Raw genomic sequence first — 23134 nt, 5'->3', positions numbered from 1 at the left:
CCAAACGCCAAAAACAGTCTCTTTCAGTCGTACACCTCGGCCTCGGGGTCGGTGGCTTCGAGCTCGTAGCTGGCCGCCAACATGGCCAGGCGGCCAATCACGCCGTACATGTAAAAGCGGTTGGGCACGCTGGCACCGGGTTTGACACCCGGCTGGGGCAGGTGCGGCGTGTCGGCAAAAGCCAAGGGCACAAAGCTGGCACCCGGGGCGTTCAGGTTCTCGTCCACGCCGCGCTCGGCATGCACCCGGTAAAAACCGCCCACCACATAGCGGTCCATCATGTAGACCACCGGCTCGGCCACGGCATCGTTGATGCGCTCGTTGGTGAGCACGCCTTCCTGGATGATCACGTCGTTCACCGTCTGACCGTCCTTGATGACGTTCATCTTGTTGCGGGTTTTGCGGTTCAGGACGTCCAAGTCCGCCACATCGCGCACCGTCATGATGCCCATGCCATAGGTGCCGTTGTCGGCTTTGACCACCACAAACGGCTTTTCGTTGATGCCGTATTCCTTGTATTTGCGCTTGATCTTGGTCAGCAATGCATCCACATTGCTGCGCAGGCAATCCATGCCTGTGCCTTCGGCAAAATTGACGTCGCCACATTGGCTGAACATCGGGTTGATGAGCCAAGGGTCGATGCCCAGCAGCTTGCCGAAGCGCTTGGCCACTTCCTCGTAGCTTTGAAAATGCTTGGTCTTGCGGCGCACGCTCCAGCCTGCGTGCAGGGGCGGCAACAAAAATTGCTCGTGCAACTCTTCCAGAATGCCCGGCGCACCGGCCGACAGGTCGTTGTTGAGCAAGATGGTGCAAGGGTCAAAGTCTTTCAGGCCCAAGCGGTGCTGAGTGCGCACCACCGGCTCCAGCGTCACACTTTCACCATTGGGCAATTCAATGACCGTGGTTTCCTTGATTTCAGGGCTGATCGAACCCAGGCGCACGTTCAGGCCCGCCATGTGGAAGATGCGCTGCAGCTGAACCACGTTGGCCAAATAGAAGGTGTTGCGCGTGTGGTTCTCGGGAATGATCAGCAGGTTTTTGGCCTCGGGACAGATCTTTTCGATGGCCGCTTGCGCCGCCTGCACGGCCAAAGGCAGCATTTCAGGCGTCAGGTTGTTCCAGCCGCCGGGGTAGAGGTTGGTGTCCACCGGGGCCAGCTTGAAGCCGGCGTTGCGGATGTCCACCGAGGTGTAGAACGGCGGGGTGTGCTCCATCCACTCCAGACGGAACCAGCGTTCAATCGCAGGCATGGAGTCCAGAATGCGTTGCTCCAGCTCATTGATGGGGCCGGTCAGGGCGGTGACGAGATGGGGAACCATGGGCATCCTTTGTCGGGAAAAATCAGGTCAAAACAGGAAAATCATATGGGGCCGTTCAGCGCCATTGCAAGCGCATCACGGACACTGTGCTGCCAGGCCAAGACCTGTGCACAAATATTGCGGCGCTCAAGCGCGCACCTCGCCCTCACCCAGCACCACGTATTTGAGTGAGGTCAGGCCTTCGATGCCCACGGGGCCGCGAGCGTGGAACTTGTCGGTGCTGATGCCGATCTCGGCACCCAGCCCGTATTCAAAGCCGTCCGCAAAGCGGGTGCTGGTGTTGACCATGACGCTGGCCGAATCCACCTCGCGCAAAAAGCGCTGGGCGTGCATGTGGTCGCGCGTCAGGATGGCATCGGTGTGGTGGCTGCTGTAGTGGTTGATGTGGGCAATCGCCTCGTCCAGGCCTTCGACCACCTTGATGCTGATGATGGGGGCCAGGTACTCCTCGAACCAGTCTTGCTCGGTGGCGTCTTGGAGCTTGGCTTTGGCGACCTGGCTCAAGATGGCCTTGGCCTTGGGGCAGCAGCGCATCTCCACGCCTTTGGCGGCGTATATTGCACCGATTTTGGGCAGAAATTCAGCGGCCACACCCCGTGCCACCAACAAGCTTTCGCTCGCGTTGCAGGGGCTGTACTTTTGGGTTTTGGCATTGTCGGCCACGTTCACAGCCATGTCGATGTCGCACGGTGCGTCCACATAGGTGTGGCAATTGCCATCCAAGTGCTTGATGACGGGCACTTTGGCCTCAGCGCTGATGCGCTCAATCAAACCCTTGCCACCCCGCGGGATGACCAAGTCCACAAACTGCGGCATGGTGATGAGCTGGCCCACGGCGGCGCGGTCGGTGGTTTGCACCAGTTGCACGGCGTCCACTGGCAAACCGCTCTCGGTCAGGGCTTGCTGCACCAGCAGCGCCAGGGCCTTGTTCGACTCGATGGCCTCGGAGCCGCCGCGCAAGATGCAGGCATTCCCACTCTTGATCGACAGGCTGGCCGCTTCGATGGTCACGTTCGGGCGGCTTTCGAAAATCATGCCGAACACGCCAATGGGCACGCGCATTTGGCCCACGCGGATGCCGCTGGGCACTTGTTTCATGCCCAGAATTTCGCCAATCACATCGGGCATGGCAGCCAATTGCTCGCAGCCTTGGGCGCAAGTTTCCAGCACTTGGGGGGTCAATTTCAAGCGGTCCACCATCGGCTCGGCCAGTCCGGCGGCGCGGGCGCGCTCCAGGTCTTTGGCGTTGTCCAGCTGCAAGGCATCGGTGTTCTCGCGCAGCAAGGCGGCCAGGCGACGCAAAGCCCTGTTTTTGGTGGCAGCAGAGGCCTTGGCCATCAGTGCAGACGCTTTTTTGGCCTGCTGGCCCAAGGCATGCATGTGTTCAGCGGTGTTCAATTCGGTCATGGGTTCATTTTCGCAGAAGCCAAAGACACTTTGGCCCCACCCTGCCATGCACCTGGCGGGTTATGGGCCGCTGGCGACCCTAGCGCACGATGCAAAAGCGCGAAAAGCGAACGGCAAGGCGCTGCAGCGCCTGCCAGGGGTCGGTGGGCCAGTCGGGCACTTTGAGCCCTTTGACGATGCCGTCCACATGATGAGCCGCTTGCAGCAGGCCGTTCAAGCGGGCTTCGCTCATGCGCGGCAGCACGCGCTCGAACAAGCGTTCACGCGGGCCCCAGACGCGCTGTTCGCGCAGCGCCATGGGCAGGGGTTTGCCAGCGGCCATGGCGTCTTTCACGCGCTTCAAGGCACGGATGTCTTCCGCAAGGGTGTAGTGCACCAGCACCGCCGCTTCGCCCTCGGCCTGCAGGCCGTCGAGCATGCGCTGCACCCGGGCGACCTGGCCCGACAAGACCGATTCGGACAACTTGAACACGTCGTAGCGGGCCACGTTGACCACGGCCGACTCGACCTGCGCCTGGCTGAGTTCGCCCGCGGGGTAGAGCAGGCCCAGCTTCTGGATTTCCTGGTGTGCGGCCAGCAAATTGCCCTCCACCCGGTCGGCAAAAAATTGCAGCGTACGCTGGCCCTCTTCTCCTGCAGCCACGCTTTGGCCCTGCAGTTGCAGGCGTTGGGCGATCCAGGGTGGCAAAGCGTTGCGCTCGACGGGATCGATCTGGATGGACACGCCACCGTTCTCGAGCGCACCAAACCAGGCCCCTTTGCGGGTGGCCGCATCCAGGCGCGGCAGCAAGACCAAGGTCAAGGTGCTGTCGTTGCCTTGAGCCGAAGCCACCAATTGCTGAATGGCGGTGCTGCCTTCTTTTCCCGGCTTACCTGAGGGAATACGCAATTCGACCATTTGTTTGTCGGCAAACAGGCTGAGCGAGCCGCCTGCGGCCAGCACCTCGCTCCAATCGAAATGGGCCCCAGACACGGTGTGCACACTGCGCTCGGTGTAGCCCTGCGCACGGGCGCTGGCGCGGATGGCATCGGCCGCCTCTTGCTGCATCAGGGGTTCGTCGCCGTGCAAGACGTACAGGCTGCGCAAGCCTTTTTGCAGGTGCGCACCGAGCTGGGGCAAGGCCAGTTGCATCTTGCGACTCAGGGTTTGGCCGAGGGCAAGGCCCGGGGCTTGACCGCCGACAACCGCCGCATGATCTGCTGCACGATGTCGGTCTGCATGTCGCGGTACATCGTGGCTTGCTCGATTTCTTTGGACAACGCTGCGGTTTCGGTGAAGCTCAGGTCGCGTTGCTGCGCCAGCCCGACGGGCTCGATCAAGTTCAGGCCTTGAGGAGTGCGCAGACGAAACCGCACCCGCAAGCGCAGTTGGAGCTCTCGCACTTGGCCCGAGGCGTTCACGCCCACCACCGCCTGCTCCCTGTTTTCGCTCAAGATGTCGAGAACCGCATCGGCTGTGGCCAATTGCTTGGGCTCGCTCAGCAGTGTGATGCGGCCTGTGCCCAGCAAATTGCGGCGCAGCTCCACGCCCAGGGGCGAGGTGGTCGAGAAATTGGCGTACAGGGTTTTGAACGGGTAATCGCCCGCGCTGCGCAGCTGAAAGCCGCAGGCCGACAAGCCGGCCAGCAAAGGCCCGGCACCGAGCAACAAGCCAAAGCGGCGGCGTGAAGTGTTCATCACAGGGCGATCATCGGGGTGTGCGGGCATCAGACCGTGAAATCACAACACGATGTTGACCAAACGGCCAGGCACCACGATGAGCTTCTTGGGCGCGGCACCCGCCGCCTGCTTGACGACAGCTTCATGGGCCAGTGCGGCAGCTTCGATCTGGGCCTTGTCAGCGCTGGCAAGCACCCAGATGGACCCGCGCAGCTTGCCGTTGATCTGCAGCATCAGCTCAATCTGGTCGCGCTCCAGTGCCGACTCGTCCACGGTGGGCCAGGGCGCGTCCAGCAACTCACCCACGGCCTTGACGTAGCCCAGTTGTTGCCAAATTTCGTCTGTGATGTGCGGGCAGGCGGGGTAGAGCATGCGCATCAAAATCGACACGCCTTCGCAAAGGGCGGCGGTATCGCTCTCTTTGAAAGGTCCACTGCCATCGGGCTTGAAGTCTTCCAGCGCGTTGAGCAACTTCATGCAACCGGACACCACGGTGTTGTACTGCATGCGCTCGTAGTCGTAACCCACCTGCTTGAGCACCAGGTGCATCTCGCGGCGAAGGGCCTTGGCCGCATCACCCAAGGTAGCCTGGCTCAGGTCTTGGCCTGTGGCCGAGCGCAGCAGTTCGTGGTGCTTGAAGGCGAAGTTCCAGACACGGCGCAAAAAGCGGTAGCTGCCTTCCACGGCCGAGTCGTTCCACTCCAGCGTCACCTCAGGCGGCGCGGTGAACATGGTGTACAGGCGCGCGGTGTCGGCACCGTATTTTTCAATCAGGTCTTGCGGGTCCACGCCGTTGTTTTTCGACTTGGACATGGTGCCCACGCCCTCGTAGTCGATGGCGGTGCCCACAGGCAGGCAGCCATCGCCGCTGTCGGCTTCGTTCTTGAGCTTGGCACCGATGACTTTGCCGGTCTCGTCCAGAACATGCTCCACATCGTGCGGCCAGAAGTAGTCCTTGCCGCCCTTGGCGGTGCGGCGCGAATAAATGTGGTTGAGCACCATGCCCTGCGTGAGCAGCTTGCTGAAAGGCTCGTCCACCTTCACCAAGCCAAGATCGCGCATGACCTTGGTCCAAAAACGTGCGTACAGCAGGTGCAAGATGGCGTGTTCGATGCCGCCGATGTATTGGTCCATGCCGCTGCCGCCCGCGGCCAGGTGTTGGTCACGCATCCAATAATCCGCGCCCTCGCCCACCATGCCATCGACCTTGGTCGGGTCGCAATAGCGCATGAAGTACCAGGACGAATCCACAAAGGTGTCCATGGTGTCGGTCTCGCGGCGGGCCGCTTTGCCGCACACCGGGCAAGTGACCCCAGCGTGAAAGCCTTCGTGCTTGTGCAGCGGGTTGCCCGAGCCGTCGGGGATGCAGTCTTGTGGCAACACCACGGGCAGGTCTTTTTCGGGCACGGGCACAGCGCCATGCTCGTCACAATGGATCATCGGGATCGGCGTGCCCCAGTAGCGCTGGCGGCTCACGCCCCAGTCGCGCAGACGCCAGGTGGTTTTCTTCTCGCCCAAGCCTTTGGCGGCCAACAATTCGGCCACTTTGGAGGCAGCGACTTTTTGGGTCAGTCCATCGAGTTCACCGGAGTTGACGCAAACGCCATCCTTGGTCGCATACCACTCAGACCAGGTGGAATCATCAAAAGCGGTCTTGGCGCTGCCTGCGTTGGGCAACGATGAGATAGCGTCTGTCGCACCCGACGCAGGCGACGACAAGGCCGCCCCACGCTGAGCCACCACCTGCTTGATCGGCAAGGCGTACTTCAAAGCAAAGGCGAAGTCGCGTTCGTCGTGCGCGGGCACGCCCATCACCGCACCATCGCCGTAGCTCATGAGCACGTAGTTGCCGACCCAAATTTCGACCTGCGCGCCCGTGATCGGGTGCGTGACGAACAGGCCCGTGGCCATGCCCTTCTTTTCTTGTGTGGCCAGCTCGGCCTCGGTCGTGCCCCCGCTCTTGCACTCTTCCAAAAATGCCGCCAAAACGGGATGGCTCTCAGCGGCATGCGTGCTCAGAGGATGCTCGGCCGCCACCGCGCAAAACGTCACGCCCATGATGGTGTCGGCGCGGGTGGTGAAGACGTACATCTTGCCGTCGCCAATCAAGCCGCCCGAGGCATCGCGGATGTCGTGCGGGAACGCGAAACGCACGCCTTCGCTCTTGCCAATCCAGTTTTCCTGCATCAGGCGCACTTTATCGGGCCAGCCGTTGAGCGTGGCCTTCTCGTTCCCGATTTGGACATGGTCCAGCAGCTCTTGTGCGTAGTGGGTGATGTTCAGGTAATAGCCCGGAATTTCGCGCTTTTCGACCGGAGCGCCCGTGCGCCAGCCTTTGCCGTCGATCACCTGCTCATTGGCCAGCACGGTCTGGTCCACCGGGTCCCAGTTCACGACCTGGGTCTTGCGGTAAGCAATGCCTTTTTCCAGCATCTTCAAAAACAGCCACTGGTTCCACTTGTAATACGTCGGGTCGCAGGTGGCGACTTCGCGCGACCAATCGATCGCCAGGCCCATCGCCTGCATCTGCTTTTTCATGTACGCGATGTTCTCGTATGTCCACTTGGCCGGGGGCACGCCGTTTTTCAGCGCCGCATTCTCGGCGGGCAGGCCAAAAGCGTCCCAGCCCATGGGCATCAAGACGTTGAAGCCCTTCATGCGCAGGCTGCGCGTGAGCATGTCGTTGATGGTGTAGTTGCGCACATGGCCCATGTGCAGCTTGCCGCTGGGGTAAGGCAGCATGGAGCAGGCGTAGAACTTCTTTTTGCTGGCGTCTTCGGTGACGCGGTAGGCATCGCGGGTGTTCCAACGGGATTGCGCAGCGGGTTCGACTTCGAGGTGGTTGTACTTGTCTTGCATAGGGCTAAATTGTAGGGGCTGGGCGGGTCATCGCCGGGTGCGGGCGCAGCAAGGCCACTGCCATATGCGCCAGCTTGGGTTCAGGGTGAAACCACCTCGGCGACAAAGCCGATCCGGCTCAAACCGGCTTTTTGGGCCAGACCCATGGCCTCGACCACCCGGCCGTAAGGCACTGACGCATCGGCACGCAGCTCCAGCTCAGTCAGTGGGTTGCGGCGGGCAGTTTTGGCCAGTTGTTCGCGCAAGGCGTTTTCGGCGATCGGCTGGTCGTTCAGGAACCAGCGGCCTTGCGCATCGACCACCAGGACCACAGCCTGAGGCGCAGCCCCCGGTTCACCGCCTTCGCTTTGGGGCAGGTCCAGGCGGATGGCGCTGGTCATCAAAGGTGCGGTCAGGATGAAGATAACCAGCAGCACCAGCATCACGTCCACCAGGGGCGTGACGTTGATGTCACTCATCGGCGCATCGACGGGGCGGCTGGACAGGCGACCAAAAGCCATGGCCGCTCAGTCTCGGGGGCCGACGAGCAAAGCGCGCACATCGTGAGCAAAGCCTTCGAGCTCGGCCTCGATCTGGCCAATGCGCCGACCCAACAGGTTGTAGCCCAGCACCGCCGGAATCGCCACCGCCAGACCAGCAGCGGTCATGACCAGGGCTTCGCCTACGGGCCCGGCAATCTGCTCCATGCGGACAGGGCCACCTTCGGCCATGCCACTCAGGGCATTGAAGATGCCCCACACCGTGCCCAACAAACCGATGAAAGGTGAGATGGAACCTGCCGTGGCCAGCAGCACCTGCCCCCATTGCAAGCGGCGCAGCACCGATTGCATGGCCTCGCGCAGCACGCGGGTGAGTTGGTGGTGGCGCTGACCCGCTGAGGCCAAAGTGCCGCCCAAGGGCAGCAAGGTGGCGTCGAGCAAGGGCAGCACACAGGCTTCGCGGTCAAACTGAGCCACGCGCTGGCGGGCATCGTCGAAACCCGGGGCCTGCCAGAATGCGGCCACGCTGCGCGGTACGTCTTGCGTGACTCGCGCGAGCAAACGCCATTTCCAGGCGATCACCACCCAACTGCCCACCGACAAGGCCAGCAACATGAGCGCCAGCACGCGGCTGACGACATCGCTGTGCAGCAAAAAGTCGTTCAGGCTCATGGGTAGCTTTCAGGTAGGGTGCATCAGCGCAGCTTGAGCACGTCGAACATGTCAAACAGACCACGCGGCTGACGGGTCAGGAAGCGCACGGCACGCAAACTGCCTTGCGCATAAGTGGCGCGGCTGGAAGATTTGTGCGTGACCTCGATGCGCTCGCCAATGCCCGCGAACAACACGGTGTGTTCGCCCACAATGTCGCCGCCGCGAATGGTCGAAAATCCGATGGTGGAGGGGTCGCGCTCCCCGGTGTGACCATAACGCTCGTAGACGGCGCACGCTTTCAAGTCGCGCCCGATGGCCTCGGCAATCACTTCGCCCATCTTCAGGGCCGTGCCCGAAGGCGCATCCACCTTGTGGCGGTGGTGGGCTTCGATGATCTCGATGTCGTAGCCTGTGGACATGGCCTGCGCGGCCATTTGCAGCAATTTCAAGGTGACGTTGACACCCACACTCATGTTCGGGGCCATCACGATGGCGATGTCCTGGGCGATCTCGGCGATCTCAGCTTTTTGTGCATCGGTAAAGCCGGTGGTGCCAATCACCGCCTTGACGCCCAGTTCACGACAGACTTTGAGGTGGGCCAGCGTGCCCTCGGGGCGGGTGAAATCAATCAGGCAAGATGCGCCTTGCAGGCCGGCATACAGGTCGGCGGTGACTGCGGTGCCTGTGACCCGGCCAAGCGCAGCGCCTGCGTCTTGCCCAAGCGCTGGGCTGGCTGCGATGTCCAGCGCACCAGCAAGGCGGCAGTCGTCGGTGGCCAAAATGGCTTCGATCAGCATATGCCCCATGCGGCCGGACGCGCCAGCGACGGTGATGGGCAAAAAGTTCGTTGAGGTCATGGCTTAAATGGGCAAAAAATGATGAGCTCGGTCCCAAAAGGGCTCTGCGGCTGGGCCCCCTTCAAGGACAACCAGCGCTGGGCGTTCAGCGTATGGCCGGCTCCAAAGGCGGGTAGCTGCGTGTCAAAGCTGCAGGCGCGGTGGGCATCTCGGTCCGAGTTGGGTTGGAGGCCGGTGAAAATTTCTTTAAATCCTCTTCGCTGGCCTGCAGGGGTGGCAGTTTGCCCACCGACTGGGGACGCACCAGGCGCCCGGCAAAATCCGACTCGCTGGGCAGCACGTCGCTGTCGACTTGTTCGAGCACATCGCCCTTGAAGTACACCGTGAGCCTGAAGTTTTGCGCTGGCACGCCCTGGCGCTGAATGCTGAAGGCGTAGTCCCAACGGTTGGCATGGAACAAACTGGCGATCAAGGGCGTGCCCAGGATGTCGCGCACCTGCGCGCGCGCCATGCCGGGGCGCAAGGCCTGGCGCTGCTCGTTGGAGACAAAGTTGCCCTGCACCACCTCGGGCACAAAGGGTTTGAAGGTGTCCCGGCTCACAGAGCCGGACAGGCCGCCACAACCGGCTAGGCTCGCACCCAGCAAGAGGGCTGCCAGGCCATGGACGGAAAGACGGAAAGTCAGGGAAGCTGTCATGGTTGAGGGTGTGCCGATATGATCAGGTCATTGTAGCGGCAGCCTTGCCGCAGGACCGCCCCTGGCGACCCCACCCACACAGCCCATGAGCCAGATCGACGAACTGAAAAACAACGGCCTCAAAGCCACCTTGCCGCGCCTGAAAATCCTGGAAGTTTTTCAAAACGGCTTGATGCGCCACATGACCGCCGAGGATGTGTTTCGTCAACTCCTCAAGGACAACGCCGACATTGGCCTGGCCACCGTTTACCGGGTGCTGACCCAGTTCGAGCAGGCAGGCATCCTCAGCCGCAACCACTTTGAAAGTGGCAAAGCCGTGTACGAGCTCAACGAAGGCCAACACCACGACCACATGGTGTGCTTGGACTGCGGTCGGGTGGAGGAGTTCTATGACGCGGAAATTGAGTCGCGCCAGCAAGCCGTGGCCCAGGCCAAGGGCTTTGTGATCGCCGACCATGCACTGAGCCTGTACGCCCACTGCACGCAACAGCCCTGCCCGCACCGCAACGCCCGCTGAAGAAGCGCTTGCCCCAACTTTCAGCCCATGGCGCGGCGCTGTCGCTCGATGAAGTCCTGGTAGGTGTCGATGCCACGCATTTGCAAGATGGTGTTGCGCACAGCCGCCTCCACCAACACCGCAATGTTGCGCCCGGCCATGACCTGGATCACCACCTTTTGCACCGGTATGCCCAGCACGTCTTGCCGCAAGGGCTCGGAGGGCAGGCGCTCGTAGTCACGCTCAAGGGTTTCACGCCGCACCAGGTGCACGATGAGTTTGAGACGCATTTTTCGGCGCACAGCCGTCTCGCCAAAGATGGCTCGGATGTCCAAAAGGCCAATGCCGCGCACTTCCAGCAGGTTTTGCAGCAGATCAGGGCAACGCGCTTCGATGGTGGTCTGGTTGATGCGGTACAGGTCTACCGCATCGTCGGCCACCAGGCCATTGCCACGTGAAATCAATTCCAAGCCCAGTTCGCTTTTGCCCAGACCTGACTCTCCCGTGATCAACACACCCATGCCCAAAATGTCCATGAACACACCGTGCATGGTGATGCGATCGGCAAAGTGTTTGGACAAATAAGCACGCAACACATCGATCACGAAGGCCGAGGACTGCTGGGTGGCAAACATGGGGATTTGCGCCCGCTCGCACATGGCCAGCAAGGCATCGGGCGCGGTTTGACCGTCGGCCAGTACCAGCACCGGCGGCTCCAGCGTCACGATGCGCGAAATGCGCCGGGAGCAGTCGTCAGGCGAGCCATTCGTCAGGTAAGCAACTTCGCGAGGCCCCAAAATTTGGACGCGGTAAGGATGGATGTAATTGAGATAACCCACCAGATCCGCGCCGGAGCGGGCTTGTCGCACGGCGACCTCGTCAAAGCGCCTCTCCGATGCACCCAAGCCTGCTTGCCACTGCCACCGTAGTTGTTGGCGGTGGTCCTCAAAGAGAACATCGGCGCTGATGACGGAGGGCTTCATCGCCTGCAGACTGTCAAAAAGGGATCAGGCGGTTTGAGCCGATTGCCACTGGGCGATCAACTGGTGCAGGCCGGCCTGGGCCGTGCTGCTTTTGATGCTTTCGCGCAAAGCGGTGTCGCTGAGCAACTCGGCAATCTCGGACAAAATTTCCAGGTGCTTTTGGGTCGCCGCCTCGGGCACCAGCAAAAAGATCAGCAAGTTGACCGCTTGCTCGTCCGGTGCATCAAAACCAATGGGCTGGGCCAACTGAAATACGGCGGCCATCGGGGCTTTGAGGCCCTTGATGCGACCGTGCGGGATGGCCACACCGTGGCCCAGGCCCGTGGAGCCTAAACGCTCACGGGCAAACAGGCTGTCGGTGACCAAGGCACGCGACAGGCCGTGCAGATTCTCAAAGAGAAGTCCGGCTTCTTCGAATGCACGTTTCTTGCTGGTGGCTTCCACCCCCACAAGAACTTGGGCAACAGGCAATATGGATGAGAGTCGGTTCATGGTCGAGGCAGGATTATGCACCCTATCCACCATCAGGCTTTGTCGCTGGCCCGATCGGTACTCAGCATGGGGTGTCTTGGTGCACCCAGGTCGCGAAAAAAGGGCCGCTTGCTGCGGCCCCAGTGAATCCATGGAGAGATCACATCATGCGCTTGGGCGCACTGTGGTGGTGGTCCGTCATGCGGTCCTTGTGTTTGACCACTTGACGATCGAGTTTGTCCACCAGATCGTCCACCGCGGCGTACAGGTCTTCATGAGCGCTTTCAGCAAACAGGTCATTGCCTTTGACATGGATGTTGCACTCTGCGCGTTGGCGCTTTTCCTTTTCCTTGATCTTTTCGACGGTCAGCAGCACTTTGACATCGACCACCTGATCAAAATGCCGGGTGATGCGGTCAAGTTTTCCCGTGACGTACTGGCGCAAAGCCGGGGTCACTTCCAAATGGTGCCCGCTGATGGTTAAATTCATAATCGTCGCCTCCATAGATTCAGGGTCGGGGAAAGCCCCGCTGGTGCGGGACTCTGAAACCACCTTTTCGGGGTGGCTCAACCCCACTATGCGCCCCCAAAAATGGAAAAGCAATACGCCCTCAACTAAACCTGTAAAGCCCGCCGCTTTTGGACTCAACGGGCCATTTCAGTGCTATTGTTCGACTTGAAGCCAAGATCTGTCCCACCGACTTGACCCCCTGCAAGACCCCAGCATCCCCTGCAACTCAGCCAACAACCGGCGCAGGAGCCCCATGCAGGCGCAAATGCCCGGCCAACCAGACGCTGAGCACACTGGCCAAAACCCCCAACAAGCCCGCCACCCAATACAAGGTGAGCTGCCCTTGCGCATCGCGCCCGATGATCAGCCCCGCCACCAAGGCCGCCAAGCCCATCGAGGTCGACTGCACGGCCGAGTTCAGGGTCATGAACGTGCCGCGCAAACGGGGCAGGGCAGCTGAAGAAATCATCGCCATGCCGGGAATCATGCGCCCGCTCATGACGGTGAAAAACAGCGTCGATATGACCAACAAGCCCCACAGGGGCAACCCTTGCGAGAGCGTGGTGGCCATCAAGGGCACGGTCACCGCCAAGGCCAGGCGCTGGAACATTCGGACTTTGCCGACCCGGTCCGTCAGGCGGCCAAAATAGCGCGCGCTCAGCAAGGTGGCCAAGCCGCCGCACAGGTAGATCCAGGGCACCTGAGCGGCCTGCATGCCCGCGTTGGACTGCAGGTAAATGGTGATGTACGGAATGACGGTGAAGGCTGCGAACATCATCAGGCCCGACACGGCAAACGCCTTGAGGTGGTTGGGCTCGGCCAGCACCTGGCCGATGCCGCGCCAAACGCTCACCCTCTCGGGGTGGTGCAAGTGCGCATCCAACCGGGGCAAGGTTTGCCAGGCCCCCAGCGCCAGGAGGCCCACCAGCACAGCGATGCCGACAAAAGGCGCGTGCCAGTTGAAATGCGCTGCCAAAAACAAGCCCAACGGCACGCCCGCCACGGTGGATACAGAGAATGAGGTCATGACCACACTCATGGCACGGCCCCGGCGCTCAAAGGGGATCACATCGGCCACGATGGTCTGCGACAGGGCCGACAAGACGCCACCAAATAAACCTGCGGCCACACGCGCCACCATCAACCACACATAGTCGGGCGCCAAGGCGCAAGCGAGCGTGGCCAACCCGAACAGGCTGTACATGGCCAGCAGCAACTGCTTGCGGCTGAAACGGTCAATGTAGGTGGCCGCCATCAAACCCGAAAAGCCCGCCGACAAGGTGTAGGCCGACACCAACAACCCAAACTGGGCGTTGCTGATGCCGAACAAAGCCGTGAAATGCGGCCCCAGCGGCATCATGATCATGAAGTCAAGGATGTGGGTGAACTGGATGCCAGCCAGTGTCAAAAGCAGCCAGCACTCGCGGCGCGGGGTCAAGTGGGGGGTGGTCATGGAACAATGCTATTGAATGGACTGAATCTAACACCCCGAGCCCTGCACAGCCACCCTCCCCCTCACATGCCCATTGACCCCTTGACGAGCGCCCGTCCAATGTCACCCCCTGCAGCCCACCGGGCTGCTCATCCGCACTCCATGCTGGGTCTGGTCCTGATGGGCGGCGGTGCGCGAACCGCTTACCAAGCGGGGGCGCTGCAGGCCATTGGCCAGTTGTTGAGCCACCAGGCTGGCTCTTCTAAAGCTTTTCCGTTCCAGGTGCTGGCGGGCACCTCGGCCGGTGCTTTGAACGCCACATTTTTGGCCAGCAAGGCCATGGATGGCTTGGCAGGACTGGACGCATTGGCCCATTTCTGGACCGGCATCCGCACGGAAGCGGTTTACCGCTTGCCCCAGACCCCGCTGGACAAGTTCAGCCGATGGGCCACCGCTTTAGGTTTGCTGCGCTCTGCCCGCGCCCATGCTGCAGCGATGGACAGCCTGGCCTTGGTCAACACCTTGCACCGGGCGATTGCCCTCGATCGGATCGACACAGCCTTGCAACACGGCGTGCTGCAGGCTCTGGCGGTCACCGCGTCCAGTTATTCCAGCGGTACTCATTGGACGTTTTGCCAAACCCGCGACGGCCAGCCCATCCCGTGGAGTCGCCCGGGCCGTCGCGCCGAACAGCAACCCATCACCATCGAACACTTGATGGCGTCCAGCGCCATCCCCTTTATTTTCCCGTCTACGCCCCTGTGGGTGGACGGCGGCATGGAGTTTTTCGGAGACGGCTCGATGCGCCAAATCTCGCCCTTGTCCTCGGCGGTGCAGCTCGGGGCCGACCGGATTTTGGCCATTGGCGTGAGCCAACCGCCACGCGCCAGCCAGGTGGCTTCAGCCCGCACCGCAGGGCCCCCTTCCTTGGGCACCATCGCTGGCCACGCCATGGCCAGCGTCTTCCACGACACCCTTGAGGCCGATGTGGAGCAGATCGAACGCATCAACAAGGCCCTGCAGCACCTGCCCGAGGCGCTCCGCGGGGGTCTACCTCTGCGCCCAGTTCAGGTCTTAACACTGCAGCCCAGCGCCTCGCTCGACGCCTTAGCACAAGACCACGCTCACACGCTGCCCCGGCCCATTCTTCGGGTGCTGGAGGGGCTGGGCGCCCTGCGCGGCAGTGGTGCGTCGCTGGCCAGTTATTTGCTGTTCGAGCCGGGCTTCATCGGGGCGCTGATCGCCCTGGGCCAAGCCGACGTACAGGCCCGCGCTGACGAAATCCTGTCTTTTCTCAACCCAGCAGGGGAACATCCGGTGCGATAATCCGCCGATTCATTCTGGAGACACATTGCCGTGGAAACTACCCCGAGTCGGTAGCTTTCGGACGCCTTGAGCATGGGCCCATCGTTCGAAAGCTGCAGAAAATATCCCTTCGCCGCCCCTTTGAACCTTTGGCACCTGGCCATTTTTCGGATTTGCCATGCTCAACATCTTCACCCTTGTCAACGGCCGCCTCTTCCAGGAAGAGATCGAGTCACTGGAAGAGCTCTCCCGTTTCCAGCCCATCTGGGTTGACCTGGAATCGCCTACGCTGGAAGAAAAACGCTGGATCAAGCAGTACTTTGGCTTGTTGATCCCCGAAGACGCGATGGACGAGGACATCGAAGAATCCGCGCGCTTTTACGAAGAGGACAACGGCGAGTTGCACATCCGCTCGGACTTTTTGATCGCCGACGATGACGAGCCCCGCACCGTGCGCTGCGCTTTCATCTTGAACCAGCACAACGCCGACCTGAAAAGCCAGGGCGTGCTTTTTTCCATCCACGACGAGGACGTGCCGGTGTTTCGCCTTTTGCGCATGCGTGCACGGCGGGCACCCGGACTGATCGAAGACGCCAAAGAAGTGCTGCTCAAACTGTTTGACGCCGACGCTGAATACTCAGCGGACACACTCGAGGGCATTTACGACCAGCTGGAAAAAGTGGGCAACACCGTGCTTTCGGGCAATGTGACCGACGCCATGGCCAGCGAAGTGCTGGGCGCGATTGCACGGCAAGAGGACATGAACGGCCGCATCCGCCGCAACGTGATGGACACGCGCCGCGCCCTGAGCTTCATGATGCGCTCCAAAATGCTCAACGCCGACCAGTTTGAAGACGCACGCCAGATCATGCGCGACATCGACTCGCTCGACTCGCACACGGCCTTTCTGTTTGACAAGATCAACTTTTTGATGGACGCCACCGTTGGTTTCATCAACATCAACCAGAACAAAATCATCAAGATTTTTTCGGTGGCCAGCGTCGCCTTGCTGCCGCCCACCTTGATCGCCAGCTTGTACGGCATGAACTTTCAGTACATGCCCGAGCTGTCCCAAAAATGGGGTTACCCCTATGCCCTGGCGCTGATGGCCGCCAGCGCCGTGGTGCCCATGTGGTACTTCCGCAGGCGCGGTTGGCTCAAATAAAACCCACTCAGGCGGTTGGGCGTTTGGCCAACCACTGCGACAAAATGGCCCGACTGTAGCGGCTGGCCACCTCACGAATGAAATGATTGAAATCGGTGTGCGCTGTGTCGTCTGCGCGGTCCGAAATGGTGCGCACAGCTGCAAACGGCACGCCATAGTCCCAGCACACCTGCGCCACTGCTGCGCCCTCCATCTCCACCGCCAAAGCCTCTGGCAAGGCCTCTCGAAGCGCCTGACTTTCGGCGTTGGTCGAGACAAAGCGGTCACCGCTGACGATCAAGCCCTGGTGCACCGTGGGCGTACTCAGCTGAAACTGGGCCAAGGTGTCAGGACCCAAATGTCGCTCAGCCGCCTGTAGCACCTGCTGGGAGGCTTCGGCCAGTTGCACCGACAAAGCGGCGTCAGCCTTAAATAGAGCCCGACCATACAGCGGCACTTCGTGCCTGGGAAACAGTGGCGACGCATCCATGTCGTGCTGAATTAAGCCACTGGCCACCACCACATCGCCCACGCGCACCCCCGGACCCAATCCACCCGCCGCGCCAGTGAACACCAGCGCATCCACCCCAAAGCGCTCCAGCATCACCGTGGCGGTGGTGGCCGCCGCCACTTTGCCAATGCGCGAGAGCACCGCCACGACCGCATGGCCTTGCCAATGTCCCCGCCAAAAGTCGCGCCCCGCCACCACCACCCGCCGCTCATCGGGCATGTCGGCCAGCACAGCCGCCAACTCTTCGTGCAGGGCACTCATGATGCCGATCACCGCCATGGCTCATCCTTTGTTCTGTGCGTCAAAAAGAGGCGTCAAATTGACAACGGCCACAAGAAAAATTGTGGCCGCCAAACTCAGCCCCGGCGCATCAGGGGCAGCCCGACATCAAGCATTGTTGCGCAACTCACGCCGCAAAATTTTACCCACAGGCGTTTTGGGCAACTCGGTGCAAAACTCGATCACGCGCGGCTGCTTGTAAGCGGTCATGTGCTGTCGGCAATAGGCCATGATTTGCTCGGCGGTCAGGGCGGGGTCTTTCTTGACCACCACCAGCTTCACGGCCTCACCGGTTTTCTCATCGGGCACACCTATGGCCGCGCATTCCAGCACACCCGGACAAGCCGAAGCGACTTCCTCGACCTCGTTGGGGTAGACGTTGAAACCACTGACCAGAATCATGTCTTTCTTGCGGTCAACAATTTTGAAGAAACCCCGCGCATCCACCGTGCCGACATCGCCGGATTTGAAGTACCCATCGGCCGTCATGACCTTGGCGGTCTCATCAGGACGCTGCCAGTAACCGGCCATCACCTGCGGGCCTTTGATGGCGATCTCGCCGGGTTGCCCCACTTCGGTCACTTCATGGCCATCGTCGTCCAGCAACTTCATCCAGGTCCCGGGCAAGGGCACGCCGATGGTGCCGGTGAACTCGGTACTGGTGGTCGGGTTGCAACTGGCCGATGGGCTGGTCTCGGACAAGCCGTAACCTTCGCAGATCGGGCAACCGGTTTTCTCTAGCCAGAGCTTGGCCACGTTGGGCGTGACGGCCGTGCCGCCACCCAAAGACACTTTCAGGTTGGACCAGTTAACCGTGTTGAAATCCGGGTGGTTTGCCAAACCATTGAACAAGGTGTTCACGGCCGGGAGGCTGTGAAAGGTGTGCTTGGACAACTCCTTGAGCACAGCTGGCAGATCACGCGGATTGGGAATCAGGATGGTCTTGCCACCCATGCGCAGACCCAACATCATGTTCACCGTGAAAGCAAAGATGTGGTACAGCGGCAAAGCACACACACTGGTGGGCTGCTCACCAGCCGGGATGCGCTTCATGACGGGCGCATTCCAGGCCTCGGACTGCAAAACGTTGGCAATGACGTTGCTGTGCAGCAGGACCGCACCTTTGGACACGCCGGTGGTGCCGCCTGTGTACTGCAGCACCGCGATGTCATCGGCTGTCAGCTCGGGCTTGCGAAAGGCTTGTTGGCGCCCTTTGGACAAAGCGTCATTGAAACGCACCGCCCGGGGCAGGCGAAAGGCAGGCACCATTTTCTTGACGTTGCGCACCACGTAATTGACCAAGCCGCCCTTGAGCAGGCCCAGCCGGTCACCCATGGCCGCCAAAATCACATGCTGAACCGGGGTTTGTGCGATGCACTTTTCAAGGGTGGCGGCAAAGTTCTCGATGATGACAATCGCCTTGGCCCCCGAGTCCTTGAGCTGGTGTTCCAGTTCACGGGCGGTGTACAACGGGTTGACATTGACCACCACCAAACCGGCCCGCAAAATGGCCGCCACCGCCACGGGGTACTGCGGCAAATTGGGCATCATGACCGCAACGCGATCGCCTTTGCTCAGGCCCAAGGATTGCAAGTAAGCCGCCAGGCCCAAGCTTTCCTGATCGGCTTGGGCAAAGCTCATCTCTTTGCCCATGAAGCTGTAGGCCGGGCGGTCCGCGTATTTGGAAAAACTCTCCTCAAGCAAGCCCACCAGCGAACTGTATTGGGTGGGGTCGATGTCGGCGGGGACATCTTCGGGGTAACTCTTGAGCCAAACAGGGTTCAGGTTCATGTGGGGTTCTCCTGTGGACCAGTCTAACGTACTCCTGACGTCAAACTGACCCTTGCAGATGCTGGATTTCCCGAGGTTTGCCCGCAAAGGCCATGCGCTCTTGGCGCCCCACTGTGCACGATGAAAGGACCGTGCATAAATGACCCATGAACCCGGGACAACGGACACCAAGGAAAAGACCGGATCGCATGCTTGCGTCGTGAACCTGGCCGATGCAGGCAGGGGCGCAAGGGGTGGCCGCAAACCCCCATCAGACCCAAGGGGCCACAGGGGGCCCTTGTCTGAAGTGCAACGCCAGCATCAAGCCTTCAAGGCCATCAGCACCTCGTCCAGCATCTTCTTGGCATCGCCAAACAGCATGCGGTTGTTGTCTTTGTAAAACAGCGGGTTGTCCACGCCGGCGTAGCCGCTGGCCATGGAACGCTTCATCACGATGCTGGTGCGGGCCTTCCAAACCTCAAGCACCGGCATGCCAGCGATGGGACTGGTCGGGTCGTCTTGCGCGGCCGGGTTCACGATGTCGTTGGCACCGATCACGATGGCCACGTCGGTGTCAGGGAAGTCGTCGTTGAGTTCGTCCATCTCAAACACGATGTCGTAAGGCACTTTGGCTTCGGCCAAGAGCACGTTCATGTGACCGGGCATGCGGCCGGCCACGGGGTGGATGCCAAAGCGCACGTTCACGCCTTTTTCACGCAGGTGCTTGGTGATTTCAAACACCGTGTGCTGAGCCTGCGCCACCGCCATGCCGTAGCCCGGCACGATGATCACGTTCTTGGCGTCGCGCAGCAACTCTGCGGTCTCGGCAGCCAGCACAGGGTTGACTTCACCGACCGGCTCGGCCGGGCCACCCGCGGGCTTGGGCGTGGCTGCGGTGGTGCCAAAGCCCCCCGCGATCACACTGATGAAGCTGCGGTTCATGGCGTTGCACATGATGTAGGACAGGATCGCGCCCGAGGAGCCGACCAAGGCACCCACCACGATCAGCAAGTCGTTGCTCAGCATGAAGCCGGTGGCCGCAGCGGCCCAACCGGAATAGCTGTTGAGCATGGACACCACCACCGGCATGTCGGCGCCACCAATGGCCATGACCATGTGGATGCCAAACAGCAAAGCAATGGCCGTCATGATGAACAGCGGCAGCATGCCCTCTTGCACGGTTTCGGCCAGCATGAATTCGCGGCCAAAGTAAACCACCGCAATCAGCCCGGCCAAATTCAGCCAATGGCGCGCAGGCAGCAACAAGGGGCTGCCGCCCATGCGGCCAGACAACTTGCCAAACGCGGCAATAGAGCCCGAGAAAGTCACCGCACCAATGAAGATACCGAGGTAGATTTCACCCGCGTGAATGGCGTGCGCCGCGCCTTCCAAACTCTTGGCGGCTTCTGGGTCCACATAGGTGGCGTAACCCACCAGCACCGCGGCCATGCCGACCATGCTGTGCATGAGCGCCACGAGTTCGGGCATTTGGGTCATTTGCACCGAGCGTGCGGCGTACAGGCCAATGCCCCCGCCGATCGCCAATGCGCCGATGATCCAAGGGATGCCCGCGGCCGTCACCTGGGGGCCCAATACCGTGGCCAACACGGCCAGGGTCATGCCCAACATGCCGTAAAGATTGCCACGCCGAGCGGTTTCCTGCTTGGACAAACCGCCCAGGCTGAGGATGAAAAGAATGGTCGCGCCAATGTAGGCGACCGTGGCCAAGCTTGAAGTCATAACTGTCTCGTTTCTTAATCGGTTGGGGACAGCGCTAAAAATCCGTCCCCAAAGTCTTATTCAGTCGGGGACAGAGCTGAAGATCCGTCCCCAAAGTCTTAGTCAGTCGGGGGCAGCGCTGAAGATCCATCCCCAAAATCATTATTTTCGGAACATCGCCAGCATGCGCTGGGTCACGGCAAAGCCGCCAAACATGTTGATGGCGGTGAGCACCAAGGCCGCCGATGCCAGGACGATGATCAGCGTGTTGGGGCGGTCAGCGGCGGTGGCGATGGGCGAGATTTGCACCAAGGCGCCGATGGCGATGATCGAACTGATGGCGTTGGTCACGCTCATGAGCGGCGTGTGCAGCGCAGGCTTGACGTTCCACACCACCATGTAGCCCACAAAGCAGGCCAACACAAACACTGTGAAGTGCGACAAAAATTCGGCCGGGGCATACGCGCCGACCACCGCAAACAGCACCGCCGTGACAGCCGCCACGATGAGCAGTTTGCCCGCGGGCATGGGGCCCGAAGGCTCGCCGTGACCGTGGCCTTTTTTGGCCGCAGGGGCAGTGGCGGGTTTGGGCGCAGGCTTGGGTGCAGCGGCCAAAGGGGGCGCAGGCCAAGTGATTTCGCCGTTTTTCACCACGGTCAGGCCGCGGATCGCGTCGTCTTCCATGTTGACGTTGATGACGCCGTCCTTGGTCTTGCACAGCTCTTCGGTCAAGCGGTACAAGTTGGTGCCGTACAGCGTAGACGACTGGCGTGCCATGCGCGAAGCCAGGTCGGTGTAACCGACGATGGTCACGCCGTGCTTGACCACCGCCTTGCCGGGTTCGGTCAACTCGCAGTTACCGCCTTGCTCGGCCGCCATGTCCACGATCACGCTGCCGGGCTTCATGCTTTGCACCATCGCGGCGGTGATCAGCTTTGGCGCGGGCTTGCCGGGAATCAGCGCGGTGGTGATGATGATGTCGCACTCTTTGGCCTGCTGCGCGTACATCTCGCGCTGCGCAGCCTGAAAGCCTTCGCTCATGACCTTGGCGTAACCGCCGCCGCCCGAGCCCTCTTCTTCGTAATCCACCTTGACGAACTCACCACCCAGCGAGACGACCTGGTCGGCCACTTCGGCGCGGGTGTCGTTGGCGCGCACGATCGCGCCCAGGCTGGCAGCCGCACCAATGGCGGCCAAACCGGCCACACCGGCACCGGCGATGAACACCTTGGCCGGGGGCACTTTGCCAGCGGCCGTGATCTGGCCGTTGAAGAAACGGCCAAAAGCGTTGGCGGCTTCGACCACCGCGCGGTAGCCGCTGACACCGGCCATGGAAGTCAGCGCGTCCATTTTTTGGGCGCGGCTGAGCGTGCGGGGCAAAGCGTCGATGGACAGCGCAGTGATCTTTTTGGCCACGAGCTGCTGCATCAAATCGGGGTTTTGAGCAGGCCACAAAAAGCCGATCAGCGTCTGGCCTTCGTGCATCAGCGCCACTTCGTCAGGCGTGGGGGCACGCACCTTGAAGACGATGTCGCTGCCGCTCCACAGCGCAGCAGCGTTGGGGGCAATGGCCGCGCCAGCTTCGATATAGGCCGCATCGGACAAGTCGGCGAGTTCTCCCGCGCCTTGCTCCACGACCACGGCAAAGCCGAGTTTGACCAGTTTGGTCACCGCATCGGGGACCGTGGCCACCCGTTTTTCGCCAGGGAAAACCTCTTTGGGCACGCCAATGCGCTGCGGCATGGGGGCGTTATCGCCTGTCTGCATGTCTGTCTCCTCACTCAATCCACAAAAAAAATACGGCTAATGTGAAAGCTTAACCGAAGTCAATCCATTCGAGCCCAAAGCAAGTCCTTCGCAAGCGTATTGGGTCGTCAGGGCCCTAAAAGATCAATAAAGACTGATGCAAAGGGGTTTAATTGGCCCACCCGGGCACTTTTTGGGTGCCAAAGCGGGGATGCCAGGCATTTTGACAAGTTGGGCCAAGGATAATGGAGGTCATGGACACACGCTGGAAACCCAATGTCACCGTGGCCGCCATCATCGAACGTGATGGTCGCTACCTCTTGATCGAAGAGCACACCCAAGAGGGCTTGCGCCTGAACAACCCGGCTGGGCACCTGGACCCCGGCGAATCGCCCGCGCAAGCCTGCGCACGCGAAGCGCTGGAGGAAACGGCCCAGCCGTTCACGCCCACCGCGTTGGTGGGCATTTACCTCTCACGCTTTCAGCGACCGGCTACGGGCGAAGACATCACCTATGTGCGCATGGCCTTTTGCGGCGACATCGGCGAGCTGCAACCCCATTTGAGTCTGGACGAGGGCATCGTGCGCACGCTGTGGATGACACCCGAGGAAGTGCGCGCCAGCACTGAGCGACACCGCAGCCCCCTGGTGTTGCGTTGCATCGAAGACCACCTGGCCGGACAACGCTTTCCAATGGGTGTGATCCACACCGACCCGGCCGTGGCCGATTTACCCCCTCTGTCAACATGAGCGCAGCCTGCCCGCCGAAGCACTGCGGCGGCTAACGGGCGTGACCGCTTTCGCCGCAGGCGTGATCAATTCCTTCGCCGTAGGTGGCAGCTTCATCACCTTTCCTGCCTGGGGGGTTACCGGAGAGCCGCCCTTGGAAGCCACACC

General features: G+C 61.1%; 21 protein-coding genes. 4 read left to right on the top strand and 17 right to left on the bottom strand.

Going from position 1 to position 23134, the window contains the following annotated elements:
- Window positions 1-23: 23 nt before the first annotated feature.
- The 9 genes from gshA to Q0O99_RS12030 form a co-directional block, all read right to left on the bottom strand.
- Window positions 24-1319 (bottom strand): glutamate--cysteine ligase, encoded by a 1296-nt coding sequence (gene gshA / locus Q0O99_RS12070; RefSeq protein WP_293751824.1) that lies wholly within the window; start codon window positions 1317-1319, stop codon window positions 24-26.
- A 126-nt stretch (window positions 1320-1445) separates the two neighbouring features.
- The gene (locus tag Q0O99_RS12065; RefSeq protein ID WP_293751822.1) at window positions 1446-2726 is read right to left on the bottom strand and encodes a glutamate-5-semialdehyde dehydrogenase; all 1281 of its coding nucleotides are present in this window, start codon (window positions 2724-2726) and stop codon (window positions 1446-1448) included.
- Window positions 2727-2805: 79 nt separating this feature from the next.
- Window positions 2806-3858, bottom strand: a complete 1053-nt coding sequence (holA, locus tag Q0O99_RS12060) for a DNA polymerase III subunit delta (RefSeq protein ID WP_293751820.1) — start codon at window positions 3856-3858, stop codon at window positions 2806-2808.
- A gap of 8 nt (window positions 3859-3866) precedes the next feature.
- Window positions 3867-4403, bottom strand: coding sequence for an LPS assembly lipoprotein LptE (lptE, locus tag Q0O99_RS12055; RefSeq protein ID WP_293751818.1), 537 nt, complete (start codon window positions 4401-4403; stop codon window positions 3867-3869).
- 42 nt (window positions 4404-4445) lie between these two features.
- Window positions 4446-7244, bottom strand: a complete 2799-nt coding sequence (leuS, locus tag Q0O99_RS12050) for a leucine--tRNA ligase (RefSeq protein ID WP_293751816.1) — start codon at window positions 7242-7244, stop codon at window positions 4446-4448.
- An 80-nt stretch (window positions 7245-7324) separates the two neighbouring features.
- Window positions 7325-7744, bottom strand: a complete 420-nt coding sequence (locus tag Q0O99_RS12045) for a biopolymer transporter ExbD (protein ID WP_293751814.1) — start codon at window positions 7742-7744, stop codon at window positions 7325-7327.
- Window positions 7745-7750: 6 nt separating this feature from the next.
- Window positions 7751-8395 (bottom strand): MotA/TolQ/ExbB proton channel family protein, encoded by a 645-nt coding sequence (locus Q0O99_RS12040; RefSeq protein WP_293751812.1) that lies wholly within the window; start codon window positions 8393-8395, stop codon window positions 7751-7753.
- Between the two features lie 23 nt (window positions 8396-8418).
- Window positions 8419-9234 (bottom strand): 4-hydroxy-tetrahydrodipicolinate reductase, encoded by an 816-nt coding sequence (gene dapB / locus Q0O99_RS12035; RefSeq protein WP_293751810.1) that lies wholly within the window; start codon window positions 9232-9234, stop codon window positions 8419-8421.
- A gap of 85 nt (window positions 9235-9319) precedes the next feature.
- Window positions 9320-9871, bottom strand: a complete 552-nt coding sequence (locus Q0O99_RS12030) for an outer membrane protein assembly factor BamE (protein ID WP_293751808.1) — start codon at window positions 9869-9871, stop codon at window positions 9320-9322.
- A gap of 85 nt (window positions 9872-9956) precedes the next feature.
- Here Q0O99_RS12030 and fur point away from each other — a divergent pair, with 85 nt between their 5' ends.
- Window positions 9957-10388 (top strand): ferric iron uptake transcriptional regulator, encoded by a 432-nt coding sequence (gene fur / locus Q0O99_RS12025; RefSeq protein ID WP_293751806.1) that lies wholly within the window; start codon window positions 9957-9959, stop codon window positions 10386-10388.
- 20 nt (window positions 10389-10408) lie between these two features.
- On the opposite strand, the gene hprK is transcribed toward fur, so the two are convergent.
- The 4 genes from hprK to Q0O99_RS12005 form a co-directional block, all read right to left on the bottom strand.
- The gene (gene hprK / locus Q0O99_RS12020) at window positions 10409-11350 is read right to left on the bottom strand and encodes an HPr(Ser) kinase/phosphatase (protein ID WP_293751804.1); all 942 of its coding nucleotides are present in this window, start codon (window positions 11348-11350) and stop codon (window positions 10409-10411) included.
- 24 nt (window positions 11351-11374) lie between these two features.
- Complete coding sequence (locus Q0O99_RS12015; protein WP_293751802.1) at window positions 11375-11842, bottom strand: PTS sugar transporter subunit IIA; 468 nt, start codon at window positions 11840-11842, stop codon at window positions 11375-11377.
- Window positions 11843-11981: 139 nt separating this feature from the next.
- On the bottom strand, window positions 11982-12311 hold the full coding sequence (raiA, locus tag Q0O99_RS12010; protein WP_293751800.1) for a ribosome-associated translation inhibitor RaiA: 330 nt from the start codon (window positions 12309-12311) through the stop codon (window positions 11982-11984).
- Between the two features lie 247 nt (window positions 12312-12558).
- Window positions 12559-13785 carry an MFS transporter gene (locus tag Q0O99_RS12005; protein ID WP_293751798.1) on the bottom strand — a complete coding sequence of 409 codons (1227 nt, stop codon included), beginning with the start codon at window positions 13783-13785 and terminating at the stop codon, window positions 12559-12561.
- Between the two features lie 141 nt (window positions 13786-13926).
- Here Q0O99_RS12005 and Q0O99_RS12000 point away from each other — a divergent pair, with 141 nt between their 5' ends.
- Both Q0O99_RS12000 and corA read left to right on the top strand, forming a co-directional pair.
- Complete coding sequence (locus tag Q0O99_RS12000) at window positions 13927-15090, top strand: patatin-like phospholipase family protein (RefSeq protein ID WP_293751795.1); 1164 nt, start codon at window positions 13927-13929, stop codon at window positions 15088-15090.
- Between the two features lie 157 nt (window positions 15091-15247).
- Complete coding sequence (gene corA / locus Q0O99_RS11995; RefSeq protein WP_293751793.1) at window positions 15248-16234, top strand: magnesium/cobalt transporter CorA; 987 nt, start codon at window positions 15248-15250, stop codon at window positions 16232-16234.
- Between the two features lie 7 nt (window positions 16235-16241).
- On the opposite strand, the gene Q0O99_RS11990 is transcribed toward corA, so the two are convergent.
- The 4 genes from Q0O99_RS11990 to Q0O99_RS11975 all read right to left on the bottom strand — a co-directional run bounded on the left by Q0O99_RS11990 (window position 16242) and on the right by Q0O99_RS11975 (window position 22259).
- A complete protein-coding gene (locus tag Q0O99_RS11990; RefSeq protein ID WP_293751791.1) occupies window positions 16242-17003 on the bottom strand; it encodes a 5'-methylthioadenosine/adenosylhomocysteine nucleosidase in 762 nt (253 codons plus the stop codon).
- Between the two features lie 108 nt (window positions 17004-17111).
- Entirely contained in the window at window positions 17112-18794 is a 1683-nt protein-coding gene (locus Q0O99_RS11985) for a long-chain-fatty-acid--CoA ligase (RefSeq protein WP_293751789.1), read from the bottom strand.
- 300 nt (window positions 18795-19094) lie between these two features.
- Window positions 19095-20513, bottom strand: coding sequence for a Re/Si-specific NAD(P)(+) transhydrogenase subunit beta (gene pntB, locus Q0O99_RS11980; RefSeq protein ID WP_293751787.1), 1419 nt, complete (start codon window positions 20511-20513; stop codon window positions 19095-19097).
- 141 nt (window positions 20514-20654) lie between these two features.
- Complete coding sequence (locus tag Q0O99_RS11975) at window positions 20655-22259, bottom strand: Re/Si-specific NAD(P)(+) transhydrogenase subunit alpha (protein WP_293751785.1); 1605 nt, start codon at window positions 22257-22259, stop codon at window positions 20655-20657.
- A gap of 233 nt (window positions 22260-22492) precedes the next feature.
- On the opposite strand from Q0O99_RS11975, the gene Q0O99_RS11970 reads away from it, so the two are divergent.
- On the top strand, window positions 22493-22987 hold the full coding sequence (locus tag Q0O99_RS11970; RefSeq protein ID WP_293751783.1) for an NUDIX hydrolase: 495 nt from the start codon (window positions 22493-22495) through the stop codon (window positions 22985-22987).
- The last annotated feature ends 147 nt before the right edge of the window (window positions 22988-23134 follow it).

It is taken from the genome of Limnohabitans sp. Rim8, assembly GCF_945901735.1.
Lineage (GTDB): Bacteria > Pseudomonadota > Gammaproteobacteria > Burkholderiales > Burkholderiaceae_C > Limnohabitans_A.
This window is presented reverse-complemented; position numbering and strand designations above follow the sequence as displayed.